This is a genomic window from Streptococcus sp. 2018110 (assembly GCF_019754115.1).
GTDB lineage: Bacteria > Bacillota > Bacilli > Lactobacillales > Streptococcaceae > Streptococcus > Streptococcus hashimotonensis.
This window is the reverse complement of the sequence record NZ_JAIJZO010000001.1, coordinates 358,708-374,628: the sequence shown is the minus strand read 5'-3', so window position 1 is coordinate 374,628 and position 15,921 is coordinate 358,708. Positions and strand designations below refer to the sequence as shown.

20 protein-coding genes are annotated in these 15,921 nt (G+C 40.3%); 10 read left to right on the top strand and 10 right to left on the bottom strand.

Features of this window, described 5'->3' with window-relative positions:
• Window positions 1–191 precede the first annotated feature (191 nt).
• From glmS to K5Q34_RS01830, 4 genes are all read left to right on the top strand, one after another.
• Complete coding sequence (gene glmS, locus K5Q34_RS01845) at window positions 192–2,003, top strand: glutamine--fructose-6-phosphate transaminase (isomerizing) (RefSeq protein ID WP_136628214.1); 1,812 nt, start codon at window positions 192–194, stop codon at window positions 2,001–2,003.
• A 153-nt stretch (window positions 2,004–2,156) separates the two neighbouring features.
• Window positions 2,157–2,798, top strand: a complete 642-nt coding sequence (locus tag K5Q34_RS01840; RefSeq protein ID WP_002940990.1) for an amino acid ABC transporter permease — start codon at window positions 2,157–2,159, stop codon at window positions 2,796–2,798.
• A gap of 9 nt (window positions 2,799–2,807) precedes the next feature.
• Window positions 2,808–3,440: an amino acid ABC transporter ATP-binding protein gene (locus tag K5Q34_RS01835; protein WP_009909533.1), complete on the top strand. Its 633-nt coding sequence runs from the start codon at window positions 2,808–2,810 to the stop codon at window positions 3,438–3,440.
• 14 nt (window positions 3,441–3,454) lie between these two features.
• Entirely contained in the window at window positions 3,455–4,297 is an 843-nt protein-coding gene (locus K5Q34_RS01830; RefSeq protein ID WP_221864403.1) for an amino acid ABC transporter substrate-binding protein, read from the top strand.
• 179 nt (window positions 4,298–4,476) lie between these two features.
• Here K5Q34_RS01830 and K5Q34_RS01825 read toward each other — a convergent pair whose 3' ends face one another.
• From K5Q34_RS01825 to K5Q34_RS01815, 3 genes are read right to left on the bottom strand one after another with little or no spacing between them, the layout of a single operon-like run.
• Window positions 4,477–5,670 (bottom strand): cation diffusion facilitator family transporter, encoded by a 1,194-nt coding sequence (locus K5Q34_RS01825; protein WP_024406935.1) that lies wholly within the window; start codon window positions 5,668–5,670, stop codon window positions 4,477–4,479.
• Window positions 5,671–5,726: 56 nt separating this feature from the next.
• The gene (locus K5Q34_RS01820; protein ID WP_024400719.1) at window positions 5,727–6,179 is read right to left on the bottom strand and encodes a threonine/serine exporter family protein; all 453 of its coding nucleotides are present in this window, start codon (window positions 6,177–6,179) and stop codon (window positions 5,727–5,729) included.
• Between the two features lie 3 nt (window positions 6,180–6,182).
• Window positions 6,183–6,941, bottom strand: a complete 759-nt coding sequence (locus K5Q34_RS01815) for a threonine/serine exporter family protein (protein ID WP_105151258.1) — start codon at window positions 6,939–6,941, stop codon at window positions 6,183–6,185.
• A gap of 161 nt (window positions 6,942–7,102) precedes the next feature.
• Between K5Q34_RS01815 and K5Q34_RS01810 the strand changes: the two genes are divergently transcribed.
• A complete protein-coding gene (locus tag K5Q34_RS01810) occupies window positions 7,103–7,528 on the top strand; it encodes a MarR family winged helix-turn-helix transcriptional regulator (protein WP_221864402.1) in 426 nt (141 codons plus the stop codon).
• Between the two features lie 18 nt (window positions 7,529–7,546).
• Entirely contained in the window at window positions 7,547–7,906 is a 360-nt protein-coding gene (locus K5Q34_RS01805) for a DUF1304 domain-containing protein (protein WP_024401803.1), read from the top strand.
• A 35-nt stretch (window positions 7,907–7,941) separates the two neighbouring features.
• Here K5Q34_RS01805 and K5Q34_RS01800 read toward each other — a convergent pair whose 3' ends face one another.
• Genes K5Q34_RS01800 through K5Q34_RS01785 form a run of 4 tightly spaced genes read right to left on the bottom strand, consistent with a single transcriptional unit; the run spans window position 7,942 to window position 10,799 of the window.
• Window positions 7,942–8,796, bottom strand: a complete 855-nt coding sequence (locus tag K5Q34_RS01800) for a DUF4097 family beta strand repeat-containing protein (protein WP_221864401.1) — start codon at window positions 8,794–8,796, stop codon at window positions 7,942–7,944.
• Complete coding sequence (locus K5Q34_RS01795; RefSeq protein ID WP_105151255.1) at window positions 8,783–9,361, bottom strand: DUF1700 domain-containing protein; 579 nt, start codon at window positions 9,359–9,361, stop codon at window positions 8,783–8,785. Before K5Q34_RS01795 ends, K5Q34_RS01800 begins: the two co-directional genes overlap by 14 nt.
• 11 nt (window positions 9,362–9,372) lie before the next feature.
• Window positions 9,373–10,485, bottom strand: a complete 1,113-nt coding sequence (locus K5Q34_RS01790; protein WP_221864400.1) for a DUF1700 domain-containing protein — start codon at window positions 10,483–10,485, stop codon at window positions 9,373–9,375.
• Window positions 10,482–10,799 carry a PadR family transcriptional regulator gene (locus tag K5Q34_RS01785; RefSeq protein ID WP_221864399.1) on the bottom strand — a complete coding sequence of 106 codons (318 nt, stop codon included), beginning with the start codon at window positions 10,797–10,799 and terminating at the stop codon, window positions 10,482–10,484. Before K5Q34_RS01785 ends, K5Q34_RS01790 begins: the two co-directional genes overlap by 4 nt.
• Before the next feature lie 457 nt (window positions 10,800–11,256).
• On the opposite strand from K5Q34_RS01785, the gene K5Q34_RS01780 reads away from it, so the two are divergent.
• Window positions 11,257–12,162, top strand: coding sequence for an AEC family transporter (locus tag K5Q34_RS01780; RefSeq protein ID WP_221864398.1), 906 nt, complete (start codon window positions 11,257–11,259; stop codon window positions 12,160–12,162).
• Between the two features lie 35 nt (window positions 12,163–12,197).
• Here K5Q34_RS01780 and K5Q34_RS01775 read toward each other — a convergent pair whose 3' ends face one another.
• The 3 genes from K5Q34_RS01775 to K5Q34_RS01765 form a co-directional block, all read right to left on the bottom strand.
• Entirely contained in the window at window positions 12,198–12,596 is a 399-nt protein-coding gene (locus K5Q34_RS01775; RefSeq protein WP_002940890.1) for a DUF5684 domain-containing protein, read from the bottom strand.
• Window positions 12,597–12,724: 128 nt separating this feature from the next.
• Window positions 12,725–13,945 carry a peptidase T gene (gene pepT / locus K5Q34_RS01770; protein WP_221864397.1) on the bottom strand — a complete coding sequence of 407 codons (1,221 nt, stop codon included), beginning with the start codon at window positions 13,943–13,945 and terminating at the stop codon, window positions 12,725–12,727.
• A gap of 9 nt (window positions 13,946–13,954) precedes the next feature.
• Window positions 13,955–14,770 carry a Cof-type HAD-IIB family hydrolase gene (locus K5Q34_RS01765; protein ID WP_024406942.1) on the bottom strand — a complete coding sequence of 272 codons (816 nt, stop codon included), beginning with the start codon at window positions 14,768–14,770 and terminating at the stop codon, window positions 13,955–13,957.
• 405 nt (window positions 14,771–15,175) lie between these two features.
• Between K5Q34_RS01765 and K5Q34_RS11700 the strand changes: the two genes are divergently transcribed.
• Genes K5Q34_RS11700 through K5Q34_RS01755 form a run of 3 tightly spaced genes read left to right on the top strand, consistent with a single transcriptional unit; the run spans window position 15,176 to window position 15,921 of the window.
• Complete coding sequence (locus K5Q34_RS11700) at window positions 15,176–15,304, top strand: hypothetical protein (protein ID WP_260619422.1); 129 nt, start codon at window positions 15,176–15,178, stop codon at window positions 15,302–15,304.
• A gap of 33 nt (window positions 15,305–15,337) precedes the next feature.
• On the top strand, window positions 15,338–15,646 hold the full coding sequence (locus K5Q34_RS01760) for a hypothetical protein (protein ID WP_238336552.1): 309 nt from the start codon (window positions 15,338–15,340) through the stop codon (window positions 15,644–15,646).
• A 17-nt stretch (window positions 15,647–15,663) separates the two neighbouring features.
• Window positions 15,664–15,921, top strand: coding sequence for a hypothetical protein (locus tag K5Q34_RS01755; RefSeq protein ID WP_002940881.1), 258 nt, complete (start codon window positions 15,664–15,666; stop codon window positions 15,919–15,921).

The following is a 15,921-nucleotide window of genomic DNA, read 5'->3' as shown; positions in this document are numbered from 1 at the left end:
CTACTTTTGATTTTCATTGAGTATGAGATGACTGGATCTGTATTTTGAAATTAGACTAGACCAATTAAAATGTTGACAAGGATGAAATCTTGTTATATACTGATTTCACTGGTCTTTTTAGATATAAATTAGACTAGACCAATTTTTAAAGAAATGAAAGCCGATGTTAACAAACATCGTAGGTGATATGTATGTGTGGAATCGTTGGTGTTGTAGGAAATACAAACGCAACTGATATTTTGATTCAAGGACTTGAAAAATTAGAATACCGTGGTTATGATTCAGCAGGTATTTTTGTGACGGGTGGTGAGCAAGCTCATCTTGTGAAAGCTGTTGGTCGCATTGCAGAATTGTCTGCAAAAGTTGGCGATAAGACCGAAGGGACAACAGGGATCGGTCATACTCGTTGGGCAACACACGGGAAACCAACTGAGAACAACGCTCACCCTCACACTTCTCAAACTGCTGGGCATGTCCTTGTTCACAACGGTGTGATTGAAAACTATGCAGAAATCAAGGAAGAGTATCTTGCAGGTCATGACTTGAAAGGTCAGACAGATACAGAGATTGCTGTGCATTTGATTGGTCAATTTGCAGAAGAAGGTTTGTCAACTCTAGAAGCCTTCAAAAAAGCATTGAAGATTATTCAAGGTTCATATGCCTTTGCCTTGATTGATGCTACGGATGCAGATACTATCTACGTTGCCAAAAATAAATCTCCACTTTTGATTGGTTTGGGCGATGGCTATAACATGGTCTGCTCAGATGCCATGGCTATGATTCGTGAGACAAGTGAATACATGGAAATTCACGATAAGGAATTGGTTATCGTGAAAAAAGATAGTGTTGAAGTCATGGACTATGATGGCAATGCGATTGAACGTGGTAGCTATACAGCTGAGCTTGATTTATCAGATATTGGTAAGGGGACTTATCCATACTACATGCTCAAGGAAATTGATGAGCAACCAACTGTTATGCGTAAATTGATTAGCGCCTATACAAATGAAGCTGGTCAGGTAACAGTTGACGCGGATATTATTAAGGCAGTACAAGAAGCTGACCGTATCTATATCTTGGCTGCTGGAACTTCCTATCACGCAGGATTTGCCGCAAAAGACTTCTTGGAAAAATTGACAGATACACCAGTAGAGTTGGGAATTTCATCTGAGTGGGGCTACAATATGCCACTTTTGAGCAAAAAGCCACTCTTTGTCATGATTAGCCAGTCAGGTGAAACTGCTGATAGCCGTCAGGTATTGGTTAAAGCTAATGAAATGGGCATTCCAAGTTTGACCGTAACCAACGTTCCTGGTTCTACCCTATCACGTGAGGCAACTTACACCATGTTGCTCCATGCAGGACCAGAAATTGCGGTAGCTTCCACAAAAGCCTACACTGCACAGATTGCGACTTTGGCAATCTTGGCTAAGGCTGTCGGTGATGCAAATGGCAATGCCTACGCGAAAGAATTTGACTTGGTGCATGAATTGTCCATCGTAGCTCAATCTATCGAGGCCAGCTTGTCAGAAAAAGATGTGATTGCTGAAAAAGTTGAAAAACTCTTATCAACCACTCGCAACGCATTCTATATCGGTCGTGGTAGTGACTACTACGTTTCTATGGAAGCCAGCTTGAAATTGAAAGAAATTTCATACATCCAGTGTGAAGGCTTTGCGGCAGGTGAATTGAAACACGGTACTATTTCCTTGATTGAAGATGGTGTTCCAGTCTTGGCCTTGATTTCAAATCATCCACACCTTGCAAGCCATACTCGAGGCAATATTCAGGAGGTAGTGGCGCGTGGTGCCAATGTTTTGACAATTGTAGATGAAGCAGTAGCTAAGGAAGAAGATGACATCACTGTTACAACTGTTCATCCATTCTTGTCAGCGATTGCTATGGTCGTTCCGACGCAGTTGATTGCATACTATGCGACATTGCAACGCGGTTTGGATGTTGATAAACCACGTAACTTGGCTAAGTCTGTTACTGTTGAATAAGAAGAAGGAAGGCATGGATTTCCAGCCTTCTTTTTGTACTATTGAAAAAATATACAAAATTTTGTTAAATTTATTAAAAATTCTGAAAAATTCTTTGAAATTAAGGATATTTTTTGATATACTAGAACCTAATAATTCTTTTAGGAGAGCTCTATGGATTATGTTTTGGAAGTTCTGCCCAGTCTACTAAATGGTGCAGCAGTCTCCTTGCAAGTATTTTTTCTAGTATTGATATTATCCTTGCCATTAGGAGCTGTTTTCGCTTTTTTAATGCAGATTAAATTTAAACCCTTACAATGGTTATTGCATTTCTATGTATTAATTATGCGAGGAACCCCCTTGCTTTTACAATTAATTTTTGTTTATTACGTTTTACCAAGTGTGGGTATTACCTTTGACCGAATGCCTGCTGTGATTCTGGCCTTTACGCTCAACTATGCGGCCTATTTCTCTGAAATTTTCCGTGGTGGTATTGAAGCTATTCCAAAAGGTCAGTATGAAGCGGCTAAGGTATTGAAATTTACCCCTGTTCAGACCATTCGCTACATCGTCTTACCACAGGTGGTGAAAATTGTCCTGCCAAGTGTTTTCAATGAAGTCATGACTTTGGTAAAGGATACTTCTTTGGTCTATGCACTTGGGGTTAGCGATTTGTTGTTGGCTAGTCGTACTGCTGCCAATCGTGATGCCAGCTTGGCGCCTATGTTTATCGCAGGTGCAATCTACCTATTGATGATCGGTGCGGTAACACTGATTTCTAAACAAGTAGAAAAGAAATTTGATTATTATAGATAGGAGGAAGTCATGTTAGAGTTACGCAATTTGTCAAAACGCTTTGAAGATAAACAGATTTTCTCCAACTATGATTTGGTCATTCCAGAAGGGAAAATTGTTGCCATCGTTGGTCAATCTGGCGGTGGTAAGACAACTCTTTTACGGATGTTGGCTGGTTTAGAGACTATTGATTCAGGAACTTTGATGTATAATGGTCAAGAACTGCCATTAGAGGAGTTGGGAAAACGACATTTGCTGGGCTTTGTCTTCCAGGACTTCCAGCTTTTCCCGCACCTATCCGTATTGGAAAACTTGGTTCTCTCTCCTATGAAAACGCAAAATATGTCGCGTTCAGAGGCGGAAGACAAGGCCCTTAAACTCTTGGATACTCTTGGACTTGCTAACCACGCAACTGCCTACCCATTTTCATTATCGGGCGGACAGAAACAACGTGTGGCTTTGGCGCGTGCGATGATGATTGATCCTGAGATTATCGGCTATGACGAACCAACTTCGGCCCTAGACCCTGAATTAAGAAAAGAAGTTGAGAAACTGATTCTTGAAAATAGGGCTACTGGAATCACGCAAATTGTGGTCACCCATGATATGCAGTTTGCTGAGAATATCGCAGATGAAATCATCAAAATTGAACCGAAACACTAAGAAAAGGAACAAATATGATGATGAATATTAAAAAAATGATGCTTGGAGCTCTTGCTCTTGTAACGACTTTTGCCCTTGCTGCTTGTGGCTCAAGCCAGTCAATGACCAAGTCTGATAATTGGTCAACTTACGAATCTGAAAAGTCAATCACAATTGGTTTTGATAAGACCTTTGTTCCAATGGGATTTGAACAGACAGATGGTTCTTACACAGGTTTCGATATTGACTTGGCTAATGCAGTCTTTGAAAAATATGGAATTACTGTAAAATGGCAACCAATTGACTGGGACTTGAAAGAAACCGAATTGAATAACGGGAATATTGATTTAATTTGGAATGGTTATTCTATTACAGATGAGCGTAAGGAAAAAGTTCTCTTCACAAATCCCTACATGGATAACCAACAAGTTCTTGTAACTAAAAAATCTTCCAATATTAGCCAAGTATCTGATATGAAGGATAAGATTTTGGGTGCGCAAGCAGGTTCATCTGGCTATTCAGTATTTGAATCACAACCAGCTATTTTGAAAGATATTGTTCAAAATAACGATGCAAGTCAGTATGCGACCTTCAATGAAGCCTTGATTGACTTGAAAAACGATCGTATTGATGGCCTCTTGATTGACCGTGTATATGCAAATTATTACTTGCAACAAGAGGGAATTATCGCAGATTACAACATCATTGATGCAGGTTTTGAAAACGAAGCCTTCGCAGTCGGTGCTCGTAAATCAGATACGACACTCGTAGAAAACATTAATAAGGCATTTGCTGAATTATATAAAGAAGGTAAATTCCAAGAAATCTCCCAAAAATGGTTTGGTGAGGATGTTGCAACCGATGCAGTAAAAAACTAATAATATAAGAAAAAGAGCCATGCGCTCTTTTTTTAATACTCTTCGAAAATCAAAATTATCCGTTGTCATCTTGCCTTGATGAACTCCAGTTCTATCTTCGGCTTCGTTTCCTAGGCTACTTTTGATTTTCATTGAGTATAAAACCAAAATTTAAGGTAAAGGAAAAGCCAGTCATTCGACTAGGCTTGTTTTTTTGAGATCTGGTGGAAAATAACAGTCCAATTTTCATGACGGCGCCAAAGTGACGTATGAACATAATCACCAATTTCAAACGTAACTAATTTTGATTTTTGGCTTATGGAGGTCATTTGGTAATTGGATAAATACGTCGTTTGGATGGGGTGGCCGGCAAGCATCTGAGTTTTATTTCGATAGCGGCCTTTGGCATCAATTAAGAGATACTGGTCGTCAATCAATTCTTCATATCCATTAGCATGCGCTTGTATCTCTGTTTCAAAACGGAAGAGTTTATCGTACACATGCTCATACATCTCATCGTGTGGAATTTCAGATGGTTCTACGTGAATATCCACATCAAAAACTCCATGTTTGAGTGTTAGGAGTTGCTCAACCTGCTCAGTCACTTCATGACTTTCATAAACGGATAAGTCTGGATTCATTTCTAAAACAACATCAAGGTAGATATTGGCTCCATAAGTCCGACCACGTTGTGATTTGACAGAAACGATTTTTGGGAGTTTGAGAATATCTTCCTCGTACTTTTTCAATAAATTTTCATCAAATCCATCAGACAGGGTAAAGAAGCTTTCCATAAAAATATCGTAGGCTGTTTTTAGGATAAAGAAGGTAATGATGATGGCTGCAATTTTATCGACAATAGGGAAGTTGAAAGCCGCAGCAAAGATTGCGATAGAAGTTCCTATGGAAGTGACTGCATCGGATAGATTATCCTTGGCAGCTGCTTCTAAGGCCTTGGAACGTACTTTTTTTGCCAAGCGGTTATTATATAAATAAACAGCTAACATAACTAGTGCAGAAAAAATTCCGACAATGGCCCCCATAATGTCTACTTCGATAGAAGAATTGCTGATTAGTTTTTGGAGGGTATCATAGAGTACTTGGAAACCAACGACAAACATGATGAAGGATGTAATCAAGCTTGCTAAATCTTCCATTTTCCAGTGTCCAAATTTATGATCGGTATCAGCTGGTTTCTGTGCCATTTTTAGTCCAATAAGTACAGCGATATTACCGATAATATCAGAAATATTATTGAAGGCATCTGCTCGTAAGGCATCTGAATGAAAGAGCTGTCCTGCAACGAGTTTGATACCTGATAAGATAATATAGGCACCGATAGATAGCAAGGCACCACGTTCAGCAAGTTTTAAATTGGTTACGTTTTGGTTCATAGCATCTCCTTTGATAAGTTTTCATTTTAACAAAAAGGCCCCTTATTTTCAAGGGGTTAGGCTGTTTTTTTGCCTGTTCGAAGAACCTTATAAAGGCGTAATAATATTGTTCCGCTGGCCATACCGATGGGAATGACTAAGGCTAAAGTTAAGACGGTAGTGATATTGGTTAGGGCTTGAGCGTGGTCACCAGAAACGAAATAAGTCGTGGTCATGTAGGCTCGATAGCCTGGAACAAGCGGTGCTAGGATAGCAAGTGAAAAAATAACAGATGGTGTTTTAAGTAAAATACTCATGATTTGACTAATGCAAGATCCGATAATTGCTGCAAGGAAGGTTGCAATCAGTACATTAGTTGGTCCTAATAATGAAAGATAGATGAGCCAGACTAGCATGCCTAGGAGTCCACCAGGGACTAGCATTTTTCTTTGAACATTGAGAACAATTAAGAAGGCTGCGATAGCGATATAAGAGGCGAGTGCCTGTAATAAGAAGTTAACTGGTGTCATAGATTACCTCACAAGCATAAAGGCCACAGTTGTACCTGCACCGAGCGATAAGATAATAAGCGCTGTTTGGAAAAATTTGGTCATCCCTGTATTGATATGATTGGTCATAAGGTCTCTTACAGCATTTGTAAAAGCAATCCCTGGTACAAAAGGCATGACTGCCCCTGCGTTAATTAAGTTGGGATTAATGGGGAGAGTAGTGGTTGCGCTTAATAAGTAAGAGGTAAGTGAGAAGATAAAGGCGCCAACGAAGGTGGTAACAAAATCAATTCCAACGTAGCGCTCGACAATCAGTGAGATAGGGAAAGCCAAGGCCGTTGCGAGGACAGCACCTGCTGCATCTAAAAGAGAACCTCCGAACATAATGGTAAAAAATGGTGCGGCTACTACGGCAGCTAAGGTTATTTGGATATTGTTATAAGGTGGCTTTTGTTGTTTGATTGCATTTAATTGGCTCCAAGCGTCTTCCAGGCTGATTTCTTTATTGGCTAGGGAACGGGAGATTTGGTTGACGTCACAAACTTTCTGCATGTCGTAATTTGAATTTACGATGCGTTTCATACGCGAAATATTCGTATGGTCGATGGAGAAAAAGATAGCAGCAGGGATGGCAAGGACATTGGCCTGTTCAATTCCTTGTGAATGTGCAATCCGAATCATGGTATCTTCAACTCGGTGAATTTCTGCACCGCTTTGTGCCAAAATGGCACCAGCGAGCATGAGCACATCTATGACCAAGTTTAGTCTAGGAGTATTTTCCATAAGTAAGTCCCATCCCTCTGCTAGTTATTTTTTTAATTATAACAAAATATAGGTGTAGGCAACATATTTTTTTAATAGATAGGCAAAATAGTTGAAAATTGTTCGGATTGTAGTATAATTGACTTATCAATGATTGATTAATCAATCAAAAGAGGTAGATAATGCAAGAAATGGAAGATTTGTTATACAGACTGAAAGTGGCAGATGAGACGATTTCCAATCTTTTTGAAAAGCAGTTGGGAATCAGTTTGACACGCTATTCAATATTGCAAGCATTATTAAAAGATGCACCCCTGCATCAGTTGGCTTTGCAGGAGAGGCTTCAGATAGACCGCGCAGCGGTTACACGTCATCTCAAATTGTTGGAAGAGAGCGGCTATATCATTCGCAAGCGAAATCCTGACAATCAGAGAGAAGTACTTGTCTGGCCAACTGAGCTGGCTAGGGAAGCGCTAATCACGAATCCTTCTGCCCACCACCAAGCTATCAAAGCTTTGATGAATCAGATTCTAACTGTTGAGGAGAGCGAGCAATTCTTAGCCACTCTTGATAAACTGTTGATTGGCTTGCAAAATCTACCTATATAATTTTTGAGAGGAGACATTATGTCTATTTTTACCACTATTCTAGCTAGTATCGTAGCTATTGAGCACCTATATATCATGTACTTGGAAACCTTTGCGACCCATTCAGATTCTACTAGTCGTGTCTTTAATATGGCAAAGGATGAATTGCAACGTAAGTCTGTGACGACACTTTTCAAAAACCAAGGTATTTACAATGGTTTGTTGGCTGTCTTTCTCTTGTATGGAATTTTCACAGGAAACCTTGAAATTACAACTATTTTTGTCTTGTTTGTTATTGGAGCAGCAGGTTATGGAGCTGTGACATCTAGTCCAAAAATTATCTTGACCCAAGGTGGACCAGCCATCTTGGCACTGATCTCTATTTTGTTGTTTAAATAAGTTAAAAAGCCTTCCGTGAGGAGGGCTTTTTGCAATTACTGAATATTCAGTTCTCCATCTAATGTAGAGATATAGAGGTAATTAGTGGCTTGGGGATTGGAATAGGTTGGAAGGTCAATCCCGCTATTATTTTGACTGGCATCTATGTAGATGTCCTTTTTTGTTTGTGAATGAAGAGAAATGTCGATTGAGCCATCGTAATTACTGATGCCGTGCCTTCCCTCTAGTTTTAGGTTTTTTGCTTTAAAATCACCATCCTCAACAGTTAGAATACTTCCGGTAGTATCGGTGATGTCCGCTGGACTTGTTAATGTGGACTGATTGATTGCTACTTCTCCATTGATGTGTAATAGCCTAATAAGGCTGATGTGACTGTTTTCAATCAACATGTCACCATTTTCAACAAAGAGTTGGAAATCTTGAATAGTCACTTTATCCAGATAGACATCTCCTTGAATGCTCCCTGAGAGTGTTTCGATTGTGCTATTTTTAGGGACCTGTAAGACAGGTTGGTAGTAGGCAACATTCTGGTCATTGACAAGATTTAAGATAGGTTCGAGTAAACCATCATAAGTAACGATGCCTTGATAGGCACTAGAAATGGTTAATTTTCCATCTTGAACTTGCTGGCTGAGGAGGTCAATGCCTTTGTGCTGATTTCGGTAATAGTGGAGGTGAAATTGTTTGTCAGGCGAGGGCATAATGGACAGTTTTTCATTAACTTCTATAGCCCTAATGTTACTAAAACTGGCTGTTTGGGGCTGAAAATAGTTTTCTGCAACAGTTTTCATATTTGTCCACCCGTCAGCAAAGTAGCCGATGAGGCTGAGAATTGTTCCAAGAGTGAACAGGCTCAGACTGATTTTCGTAAATGGCTTAAGCTGTTTCATGATAGCCTCCTTTGCGGATCGTTCTTTGTATCCAGTGTAAAACAAGCAAGAAGGTTTTGCTTCCAAGGTCTAGAGTGAATTTACTACCCAAGAGGGTGAGTGCCAAACAGATGAAGGCGAGGCCTGTGAAGAGGAGAGAGGAGGACCATGAGAGCGTGAAGAGGTCAAAGGCGAGGAGCATCTGGGCGATTGCGAGGCTGAGGAGGACAATCCAGAGTGAGATAAGGAGCAGAAAGAGGCTAAAGATGATTAGGAGAAGGGTGATGAAGAGGGCGACCAAAGTGATTGCTAGGGGGACGCCGATTGGTGCGGCAAGGATAGCGAGGATGGTCAACCAGACCATATTGCTTGTATTTGGCTTATCTTCAATCCTCTCTTTATCATAGAGATTTGCTAGGATTTCACGGGCTGCTTCTTTTGGACTGCCTAGCTCTTGAATAGCTTGCTCATCGTTTTCCTTTTCGTCAAAATATTCATTGAAATAGTCTAAGGTATCCTGAAAATCTTCTTTTGGTAGATGCTTTAGCTGTTTCTCGAGTTTCTGTAAATATTCCTTTCGGTTCATGATAAACTCCTTTATCCCACATTTAGTTGGCAGTCTTGACAATGAATAACTAGCTGAGCAGGGCTAATTTCTTGCTTGCAGCTCAGATGAGTGATGTCACCCTCTTTCATCATTGTAAATGCCATATCCTTTGGAAGTTTAAGGCTAGAATCTTCCTCCCAGATGTCCAAACTGATGTCCGTACTTGGTTGATAGGTTAGGACAGAATCTTCAGCCTGACAGTTTAGGCTCTTTTCAAGGACAAAATCCTTCAACTTCCAGACACAGTCTTCTAATGTTATCCTTGCATCTGAAAGGCTCATGCTTGAGAGAGTGATAACAGCATCACTAGCTTCCAAATTTATCACGCCCAGCTGACCATCTGAGAAAGTGAGTGTAGCGTCCTCTAGCTGTAGGGCAGATTTTGGACAACTCACTTTCGTCATGCTAATGCTGCTATCTTCTGCATTGATGACTAGCTGTTCACTCGCCTGCACAGCCGCCATCGTCAAACTACTATCTGTCGTTTTCAGATTGAGACTAGTAAGGGGCAGGAGTCTTGTAGGGATTTTGAGAATAGCAGAGCTGGTTTGCTGGTTGGAAAAGTAGAGGTGGTCTGGGAGTGGCTTGCTAGATAGGTACAAACTATCTTGGACTAGTTGATAGTCAAAAGCCTGATAGGATATCTCTTCAGAAAATGGATTGTGCAATACTACCTTGTCACCTTCATAGCTTTGTACACTAAGAGCCTGGTCTTCGAGAATAATCTGTAGATTTGAAAAATCAGGTAATTCTTCAATCTTCGCCGTCAATTCAATTCTTTCCCTAGCTTGATAGGCTGAATGTTTGAAATTGTTGAAAAAATTCTCCCAGTCAAATTGAAAGTCAAAATCAAAGTTGAAATCAAATGGTTTAGATGAATGTGGACTTGCTTGGTCTTTCTCGGTGATTAGGGCATCTTCAGGTAGATTGGCAATAATTTCTTTTGCTGCTTCATCAGGTGTTCCTAGCTCTATAATAGCTTCCTCGTCGTTATCCTTTTCGTCAAAATATTCATTGAAGTAGTCTAAAGCCTCCTGTCTGGCACTTGGATGAAGTTGAAATAATGCTTGTTCCAGTTGTTTCAAATAATCTGCGCGTGTCATTTTCGTAAGCTCCCTTCTATAATTCCGTCAATATGGTCTTTGTAGCTATTCCATTCACCCTGCAGGAAGGGGATGTGCTCACATCCAGCAGGAGTGATGGTATAGTATTTCCGCTTTCTCCCTTGAAATTCTTGGGTATAGGTGGTGACATAGCCAGCCTTTTCCAATTTTTTCAAAATAGGGTAGAGTGTGGATTCCTTTATATCAGCAACTATCTTGATGGTTTGACTGATTTCATAGCCGTAGGAATCCTGCTTTTCCACGATGGCTAAGACCAGAAATTCTATCAAGATAGAGGATACGGGGTAGTACATAAACTCACCTCTTTATCTTTATAGCCATCCAGTTTATCTTTTACTACTTCGTTAACTTGCTTTGCCGTACGCTAGTACAGCCTACAGCAATTGACACGAACTTTGTTCGCTTTATTTCCAACCTCCAACTATCTCCCAGATAGTTGGAGCGAGTATTAATAGCAAACTGAAAGGCTATGTATAATTATTTTATATATAAATTATATACCTATTATTTAGCAAAATCAAGCGATTATATAAAATTTTTATATATCATCAAAATTCTTGTCGATATGCTGTGCTAGTTTCATGAATGAACTTGAATTATAGTCACTAGTTTATCTTTGATTACTTCGACGTAAGAGGAAACTCCGTTTCCTTATTTCCAACTTCAAACACTCCACTGGATTGTTTGAACTCGCTTTGCCGTACTTCAGTACAGCCTGCAGCTCGTTGCCTTGTACTAAAAGCAAACTAAATGACTATAATAGCTCGTGCTCTTGGTTTTATCTTTGTTATCGGTTTAGGTTATACATTAAAAGCCAAAGGGATTGTTCGAAGGGAGGATGCGACAATCTTTTCTAGCTTAGTGATGAATATTACGCTACCAGCCTCTCTCCTTGTAGCTTCAGCGACAGCCCAAGTATCTATAGATTTATACGTTCCCTTCTTATTAGGGATTCTTTGTAATCTTTTTTTGGATATGGTGGGATACTGGGAGGCAAAGAAGTCTGGTCAACAGACTTCCGTCGGTCTTATGCAGTTATCAGGCTATAATATCGGAACCTTTACACTCCCATTTGTGCAAGCTTTTTTTCCGCTATCTAGTCTACTAAGCGTCATCGTATTTGATGCAGGGAATGCAATCATGGTTCTAGGCGGGAATTACAGTATCGCAGCTGGTGTGGATGAAGAGCAGGAAAGAATGACCGTTGCAACTTTTATAAAGAATCTTTTACGCTCAGTTCCACTAGTAGTCTATCTAGTTAGCCTATCGTTAGCAGTCTGTTCTATCAAACTTCCACGCGAACTTATCTCTGCGCTGACGATAGCCAGTAACGCCAATCCTTTTTTAGCCATGCTCATGTTGGGAATCTTGCTTGATTTAAAATTGAATTGGAAAGAAATTAGTCGATTGGCCTATCTTCTCTCTTTGAGGCTGGGTGCAAATATTCTAATAGCAGGAGTCATTTATTTTCTTCTACCTATTGATAAAACGATGAAAATCATGTTACTGGTCTGTCTAGTCTCTCCGATTTCAGTCATGTCCCCAATATATGCATTAAAGTTAGGTAGTCGCTCAGCTGAACCTGCCAATGTTAACTCCTTATCTATTTTGGTCAGTCTAGTCATGATGGTTCTTCTTATTTTTCTATTCGTTTAAAAAAGCCTCCGCGTATGCGGGGGCTTGATTGTATACTAGTCAATAAAGAATTCTTGTGGACCTTGGTAACGACTTCCATCATTAAAGGCGATGTAGAGGTTAAAGATAGGTGTAAGAAGAACATAGAAGATAGCTTGTACAGCTGATAAACCGAAGCTACGACCAAAATTGTAAACGAGATAGATGCCATATAATGGTCCTGCTAGTGGAATCAGTAAGAATAGAATGAACCATCTTTTTTCATAGCCAAAGGCGATGCATTGTTGGATATAGAGATTGTAGATTGGAATCAATGATTTCCAACCAGCGTAGCCTGCTTTTTTGAAGAGGATGTAGTTGGAAATAGCAACAAGAATATACCAAATAAATGAAAATAGTAGTGTTGTACCCCAAATGCCAATGAGAATTCCCTGTGCTAATGTTTCTTCTGTCATAATAAAACTCCATTTCTTTTTTTATAGTTCTATTATACCAGTATTAGCTCAATAACACAATATAAAATTGCATTTTTTTAAAATTTTTTCAGAAAAAAACGACTTTCTATTGAAAGCCGTTTGAAATTTTATTTGTAAGAGACGATTCCGAGAATGACATCGACGGCTTTTTCCATGGTTTCGAGGCTGACGAACTCGAAGCGACCATGCATGTTTTCACCACCTGCGAAGATATTTGGCGTTGGAATGCCCATGAAGGAAATCTTGGAGCCGTCTGTTCCGCCGCGAACAGGCTCAATTAGTGGCTTGATACCTAGATTTTCCATGACGTCTTTAGCGATATTGATTGGGGTCATGTCTTTTTCGATGATTTTCTTCATGTTGTAGTATTGGTCATGTAGGTTGACAATGACACGTGGAGTGTCAAAATTGGCATTCATCTTTTCAGCGATGTCCAGCATGAGCTGTTTGCGGGTAAGGAAATCCTCTTCCTCGAAGTCACGGATGATGTAGGTGGTAGAAGCAGTATCGACACTACCTTCCATGTTCATCAAGTGGAAGAAACCTTCATACCCTTCCGTTTTTTCTGGGCGGTCTGCCTCAGGAAGAGCATTGTGGAAATCAATAGCCATTTGGAAGGCATTGATCATCTGGTCCTTAGCAGATCCTGGGTGGACATTGCGTCCTAGGAAATCAATCTTGGCACCAGCTGCTGAGAAGGTCTCGTACTGGAGTTCGCCCAGCGGTCCACCGTCCATGGTGTAGGCAAAGTCCACATCAAAGTCTTCCACATCAAACTTGTCTGCTCCGACACCGATTTCTTCGTCAGGACCAAAGCCGACACGGATTTCGCAGTGCTTGATGTCAGGATTTTGGACTAGGAATTCAATCGCTGTCATGATTTCTGCAATTCCTGACTTGTCATCAGAGCCCAGCAAGGTAGTACCGTCTGTGGTAATCAGTGTTTGACCGTGGTAGTTGGCAAGTTGCGGGAAGTCTTTTGGATGCAATTCGTAGCCGGAAGTTCCCAAGGCAATTGGGTTGCCGTCGTAGTTTTCGATGATCTGAGGATTCACACCTTCTGCGTTGAAATCCGCCGTATCCATGTGGGCGATGAAGCCAATCTTACGCGTTAAACTTGGGTCGTTGGCAGGTAGTGTTCCCACAGCAAAACCATTTGGCAGGTAGTGGACATTCTGTAAGCCGATGCGTTTCATTTCAGGCAGAAGGATATTCTGTGCAAATTCGACTTGGTTCTGGGTAGAAGGGGTGGTTGTCGAATTTTCATCTGAGCGAGTATTTTCTTTGACATAGACCAAGAAACGGTCTAAGAGTGTTGGGTATTTCATATTGTCTCCTTATTTGTTCAAAATATGTTTTTCAATGGCCTTGGCAACGCCGTTGTTTTCATTGGTGTCTGTGATGTCCTGGGCGATTGCCTTGACCTGCTCGTTAGCGTTGCCCATGGCAATACCAAGTCCAGCAAATTCAATCATTTCCAGGTCGTTGTTGGCATCTCCCATAGCCATGATTTCTTCTGGTAGGATACCGAGGCGGTCTGCCAGTTTTTTCAAACCAGTGGCCTTGCTTGCACCGTTTGGTAAAATTTCCAACAGATAGTCCTGTGAACGAACGGTGGAATAGCCTTGGCTGAGTACAGGATTGTGTTGATTTTCAAAGGCATCAATATGCTCTTTTTCACCGACGAACATGGCTTCAAAGAAGCGATGCTGACCTGACTTGGCTTCTTTTAAATCAATTGGTTGAGGAGTCATTCCTACCAAACCTGCGTCTAAATTAACGCGTGCATTGGCTTTTTCTGCAAGAACGAAGTAGTCTTCCTCATCAAAGAGAGAAATTTGCACATCATCATTTTCAATAAAAGTGGAAAGATAATCAATATCAGAGATAGATAGTTCTTCCCAGTCAATCAGGCTCCAATCCTTTGTCGAATGGGTTGAACAGCCGTTATTGACAATGATAAATTCTTCCTCGGTGTCAAAGCCGAGCTGCTCTACGAATGGCTTAACACCAGCCAAGGGCCGACCAGTACAGAGAACAATCTTGACACCTGCTTCAACAGCCTGATGAATGGCATCAATCTGTGGCTGCATCAGTTCCTTTTTCTCGTTTAAGAGGGTTCCGTCCATATCAAGAGCGATTAGTTTAACCATATAAACCTCCTTGTTTTCAATACATCTAGTATAGCATAAAATGAGAAAGGAATGATTGAAATACTAAACTCTGTTCTATATTGTAAAATAAATTGGGTGGCGGATAGATGAAATGAAAGTGTAAAAAATAGAAGTGTTTCAAAAATGACAATGTTCATTATGTGGCAGGAAAGTCTAACATTGCTAGGGGATACAAAATATGGAGTATGAGCCATATAAACAAAGGTAAGGACTGTCTATGAAAGATGTTATAAAAAATAATTCAGATTTCAAGATACCGTTTTTCGATCCTCTGGAATGAATAGCACTCATGCTTGATTATGATTAAAGAATAGAGACAATGGAAATATCGGTTATGGACCAGTATTTTTTGGTATAATAGGGAAATAGAAGAGGAGTTATGGTATGAAGATTAGTGTTCAGAAAGAGTCCGAGATGTATCTGGTAACTATTTCCTACACTGTTCCAGCTAGTTTGGCGGAGTCCTGGGATTTGTTGGCAACGGATAGTGCTTTGGCTCGCTGGTTTCCATAGTTAAACATTGTAGGAAATACGCTGGTTTTTGAAATGGAAGGATTCCGTGAAGTTATGGATTTACTGGAATACCGAAAAAATGAGAAAATTGCCTACAGGTGGGATTCAGCAACAGTTTCATTTACACTGTCCCAGTTAGAAAATCAGACCTTGATTACTTTTGAAGAACGAATTCCAGAAGATTTTGGTAATGAATTTGCGAATGCTCAAAAAGACATGACAGGCTGGTTGGTGCAAAATGAATGTATCAAAAAAGTCTTAGAAGGTCAGGAGTCGCCTGTACGTCAACCCTTGCAGGAAAAGTGGAGGACTTTTCTGGAGCTTGAATTAGAAGGTCTGTGATTTGAAAGGAGGCTGTTATGAAAAAGTGGTGGGAACAATTGAAAGAAGAATATTATGAAACACGGTTTGATTCTAATGAAGATTGGATGGAATGGTTTATCAAACGGAAGATGACCTGGGGATGGAGATGGCCGACTGCCATAACGATTTTTGTCCTTTGGGCTCTATCGCTTCCAGATGCTAGAAATGCGGTTCGTTTCTTTTATTTTTTATTGGCGCTGGGAGTGGCTACGGTTTTACATAAATTAATATCTTATTTGAAAAGAAGAAAGTGA

Coding starts and splice junctions, on each gene's coding strand:
- glmS (WP_136628214.1), top strand. CDS start 192: ATGTGTGGAATCGTTGGTGTTGTAGGAAATACAAACGCAACTGATATT.
- K5Q34_RS01840 (WP_002940990.1), top strand. CDS start 2,157: ATGGATTATGTTTTGGAAGTTCTGCCCAGTCTACTAAATGGTGCAGCA.
- K5Q34_RS01835 (WP_009909533.1), top strand. CDS start 2,808: ATGTTAGAGTTACGCAATTTGTCAAAACGCTTTGAAGATAAACAGATT.
- K5Q34_RS01830 (WP_221864403.1), top strand. CDS start 3,455: ATGATGATGAATATTAAAAAAATGATGCTTGGAGCTCTTGCTCTTGTA.
- K5Q34_RS01825 (WP_024406935.1), bottom strand. CDS start 5,670: ATGAACCAAAACGTAACCAATTTAAAACTTGCTGAACGTGGTGCCTTG.
- K5Q34_RS01820 (WP_024400719.1), bottom strand. CDS start 6,179: ATGACACCAGTTAACTTCTTATTACAGGCACTCGCCTCTTATATCGCT.
- K5Q34_RS01815 (WP_105151258.1), bottom strand. CDS start 6,941: ATGGAAAATACTCCTAGACTAAACTTGGTCATAGATGTGCTCATGCTC.
- K5Q34_RS01810 (WP_221864402.1), top strand. CDS start 7,103: ATGCAAGAAATGGAAGATTTGTTATACAGACTGAAAGTGGCAGATGAG.
- K5Q34_RS01805 (WP_024401803.1), top strand. CDS start 7,547: ATGTCTATTTTTACCACTATTCTAGCTAGTATCGTAGCTATTGAGCAC.
- K5Q34_RS01800 (WP_221864401.1), bottom strand. CDS start 8,796: ATGAAACAGCTTAAGCCATTTACGAAAATCAGTCTGAGCCTGTTCACT.
- K5Q34_RS01795 (WP_105151255.1), bottom strand. CDS start 9,361: ATGAACCGAAAGGAATATTTACAGAAACTCGAGAAACAGCTAAAGCAT.
- K5Q34_RS01790 (WP_221864400.1), bottom strand. CDS start 10,485: ATGACACGCGCAGATTATTTGAAACAACTGGAACAAGCATTATTTCAA.
- K5Q34_RS01785 (WP_221864399.1), bottom strand. CDS start 10,799: ATGTACTACCCCGTATCCTCTATCTTGATAGAATTTCTGGTCTTAGCC.
- K5Q34_RS01780 (WP_221864398.1), top strand. CDS start 11,257: ATGACTATAATAGCTCGTGCTCTTGGTTTTATCTTTGTTATCGGTTTA.
- K5Q34_RS01775 (WP_002940890.1), bottom strand. CDS start 12,596: ATGACAGAAGAAACATTAGCACAGGGAATTCTCATTGGCATTTGGGGT.
- pepT (WP_221864397.1), bottom strand. CDS start 13,945: ATGAAATACCCAACACTCTTAGACCGTTTCTTGGTCTATGTCAAAGAA.
- K5Q34_RS01765 (WP_024406942.1), bottom strand. CDS start 14,770: ATGGTTAAACTAATCGCTCTTGATATGGACGGAACCCTCTTAAACGAG.
- K5Q34_RS11700 (WP_260619422.1), top strand. CDS start 15,176: ATGAAGATTAGTGTTCAGAAAGAGTCCGAGATGTATCTGGTAACTATT.
- K5Q34_RS01760 (WP_238336552.1), top strand. CDS start 15,338: ATGGAAGGATTCCGTGAAGTTATGGATTTACTGGAATACCGAAAAAAT.
- K5Q34_RS01755 (WP_002940881.1), top strand. CDS start 15,664: ATGAAAAAGTGGTGGGAACAATTGAAAGAAGAATATTATGAAACACGG.